The 3,627-nt window shown below is 77.0% G+C and carries 2 pseudogenes; both read right to left on the minus strand.

From position 1 onward, the window contains the following. Positions 1 to 2,624, minus strand: a pseudogene (locus tag JNW87_RS36235) (ATP-dependent helicase); the annotation flags it as partial. A 49-nt stretch (positions 2,625 to 2,673) separates the two neighbouring features. After that, positions 2,674 to 3,627: pseudogene (locus JNW87_RS36240) on the minus strand (RecB family exonuclease); the annotation flags it as partial.

Here is a 3,627-nt window from a genome sequence, read left to right on the forward strand (position 1 = left end):
ATCGGCGAGGAAGCGGCGGACCAGGGCGGCGGCCTCGGCCAGGGCCGGCCGCGGGCGCCGAGCCGGGTCGGCCGGCCACTCGGCGCGCAGCACCACCTCCGTCGGTCGGGTTGACCGCGTCGCCGGGAGTTCCGGGGCCCACTCGTCGACCAGGTGCCCGGCCCCGCCGTCCAGGCAGGCGTCGTGCACCTCGCGGAGGAGGACCGAGGGCCCGCGGAACCGCTTCGTCCCCTCCCCCCACCAGTACCCGGAGCAGAGCAGCAGCCGCCGGGGCCGGGTCACCGCCACGTACGCCAGCCGGCGCTCCTCCCGCTCGTCGTGCGCCCGCCAGGCGTCGGTGAAGTCCTCCACCGCCCGGGCCACCCCGCGCTGGTCCTCGGCGGCGGCGAGCTTCAGCTCGGGCAGCCCGTCGGCGTCGCCGCGGAGCGGGAACGGCAGCACACCCAGGCCGCCCAGCCAGTGGTCGGAGTTGCGGACCGGCCCCGGCCAGACGCCCCGGGTCAGCCCGGCGACCGCGACCACGTCCCACTCGAGGCCCTTGGCGGCGTGCGCGGTGAGGATCTGCACCGCACCCTCCACCACCTCGACCTCGCCGGGGGCGAGCCCGCGCTCCTCGTCCTCGGCGGCGGCGAGGAAGGACAGGAAGCCGGCCAGGGTCGCGCCCGGCGTCTCCCCGCTGAACCGGGCGGCGACGTCACCGAGGGCGTCGAGGTGGCCGCGGGCCAGGCCGGCGTCGCCGGCGCCGTCCCGGCCGGCCCGGACCGCCACCTCCACGTCCAGGCCGATGGTCCGCTCGATGTCCGCGATCAGCTCCGGCAGGGTCTGGTCGAGCCGGTACCGCAGCAGGGCCAGTTCCATCCCGTACGCGCGCAGCCGCGCGTACCCCTCCGCCGAGTACGCCTGCGCCGGCCCCAGGTCGGCCAGCGCCTCGACCAGCGTGGCCTCATCCAGCACGTCCACGGCGATCTCCGGCCCGTCGTCACCGGTCAACTGGCGGCGGGACCGGGCGATCGACCGGGCCCGCCGGTGCAGGGCCACCAGGTCGCGCGGCCCGATCCGCCAGCGCGCCCCGGTGAGCAGCCGCAGCAGCGCCGCCCCGTCGGTCGGGTCGGCGAGCACCCGCAGCGTGCAGACCACGTCCCGGACCTCGGGGGTGTCCAGCAGACCGCCCAGGCCGACCACCTCGACCGGCAGCCCGCGGGCGCGCAGCGCGGACTCGATGGCCGGGATCTGGCTGCGCAGCCGGACCAGCACGGCGGTGGTGGGGCGTTGCGGCACCGGAATGTGCTCGGGCAGCGCCCCGGGCATCCGGGCCGCCCCCCGCCAGGCGCCGAGGACGCCGTCGGCGATCCACTCGGCCTCGTCGGCGTACGTCTGGAGCAGCGCGCAGTGCACGGTGCCGGCGGCGTGGCCGCGCGGGCTGCGGTGCGGGATGGGCTCCTTCACGCTGAGCGCGGCCCGCAGCTCCGGCACCTGCGCCCCGGCGGCCCGCAGCGGGGTGGCCAGCGCGTTCGCCACGCCGAGGATCTCCGGGCGGTTGCGCCAGCTCGTGGTCAGGCTCAGCACGTCGGCCGGGGCGCCGTCGGCGCGGGCGAAGTCGCCGGGGAAGCGGTCCAGGGTGCCGGCGCTGGCCCCCCGCCAGCCGTAGATGGACTGGCAGGGATCGCCGACCGCGGTGACCGGGTGGCCCCCGCCGAAGAGCGCGTTGAGCAGCACCACCTGGGCGTGGCTGGTGTCCTGGTACTCGTCGAGCAGCACCACCCGGAAGCGGTCCCGCTCGATCACCCCGACGCCGGCGTGGTCCCGGGCCACCCGGGCGGCCCGGGCGAGCTGGTCGGCGAAGTCCATCGCCTCGAAGTCGTCCTTGCGGCGGGCGTACGCCCGGACCAGCGGGAGCAGCTTCAGCCGGGTCTGCTGGAGTCGCAGCGCCTTCCGCACGTCGGCGTAGACCCGGCCGGGGCGGGCCTGCACGTCCGCGAAGAACCGGCCGTCCAGGCGGCGAGGGTGTCCGGGTCGACCAGGTGCTCGTCCAGCTCCCCGGCCAGCGCCAGGACCGCGTCGGTGATCGTGCTGGGCATCCGCTCCACCTCGGACATGTCGCCGTCGTAGTTGCGCACCAGCAGGTCGACGAGCTGCCAGCGGGACGCCTCGGTGAGCAGCCGGGTGGTGGGCTCGTACCCGGCGCGCAGCCCGTGCTCGGTGACGATCCGGCCGGCGTACGAGTGGTAGGTGGAGACGGTCGGCTCGCCCGCGAGGGGGTCCTCGTGCGGGTCCCGGCCCTGCCGGCCGACGCGCCGGATGAGCTGGTCGAGCCGGGTACGCACCCGGTGCGCCAGCTCGCCGGCGGCCTTGCGGGTGAAGGTGAGGCCGAGGATCTGCTCCGGCCGGACGTACGAGTTGGCGACCAGCCAGACCACCCGGGCGGCCATCGTCTCGGTCTTGCCGGAGCCGGCGCCCGCGACCACCAGCAGCGGCTCCACCGGCGCGGCGATGATCGCCGCCTGCTCCCGGGTGGGCGCGGGCAGGCGGAGCAGCTTCGCCAGCTCCACCGGGGTGTACCGGGGGCCGGAGTCGGCGGTCCGCGGCGCCGGGGTCGCGGTGCTGAAGAGCGCGGGCTGGGTCACGTCTCCGCCTCGGTTCGCGACTGCCGGCCTCGTGGCCTACTCCTGGCGCTCACGGATTCTCCGGGGGACGGACGGTCGGCGGCTCGACGACCTGGCGGCCCTGCCCGGACACCGGGCAGCTCGTGCGCACCGGGCAGACCCGGCACTTCGAGTTGGCGACCGCGGCGAAGGTGGCGGCCGCCATCGTATCGGCGGTACGCCGGACCAGCGCGGTCGCCCAGCCGGCCTCCGGGCCCTCCCCGGCCGCGGCCTGGGCCTGCTCCTTGGCCTCCTTCGCCCCGGTGCCGAGCTGCACCAGCGCCGCCCCACCCGACTCCTCGCCGAACTCGGCGAACGCCCCCGCCTCCACCGCCGCCTGGTACGCCCCGAGCTGCGGGTGCTCGGCGACCTCCCGCTCGGTGACCGCGGTGGACTTGCCGGTCTTCAGGTCGATCACCACGAGCCGGCCGTCGGCGTCGACCTCCAGCCGGTCCACCCGGCCGGTCAGCTCGACGGGCCGCTGCGGGTCGTCGAGGCGGACGGCGAACTCGTGTTCGATGGCGAGCAGCCGGCGCGGGTTGCCGGCCAGCCAGCGGAGCAGCTTGTCCACCATGGCCTCGGCACGGGCCCGTTCCGGCCCGACCATCCAGCGGGCGGCCAGCTCGATCGCGTCGAACCGGGCGGCCACGTACTCCAGCAGAGCGGTGCGGTCGGCGCTGGCGTCCTCGGCGAGCATCGCCGCGGCGTGCACCAGGTTGCCCACCCCCTGCGCGGCGCTGGCCGGGCCGCTGCCGCCGTGCCGTTCCAGCAGCCAGCGCAGGCTGCACCGCAGCGCGCTCTCCATGGCCGACGGGGTGACCCGGACCGGCTCGCCGTCGTCGACCAGCGGCCGGTCGTCGGAGAGGCCACGCAGCCCCCACCAGTCGTCGGGGTGCCCGCCGGTGACCCCGGCGGCGGCCCAGCCGGGCCAGCTCGGCCGCCGCGGCGCGCCGCCGGGCGGCGGTGCCGCCGGGTCGTGACCGCG

The organism is Micromonospora sp. ATA51 (assembly GCF_016802855.1).
Taxonomy (GTDB): domain Bacteria; phylum Actinomycetota; class Actinomycetes; order Mycobacteriales; family Micromonosporaceae; genus Micromonospora; species Micromonospora sicca.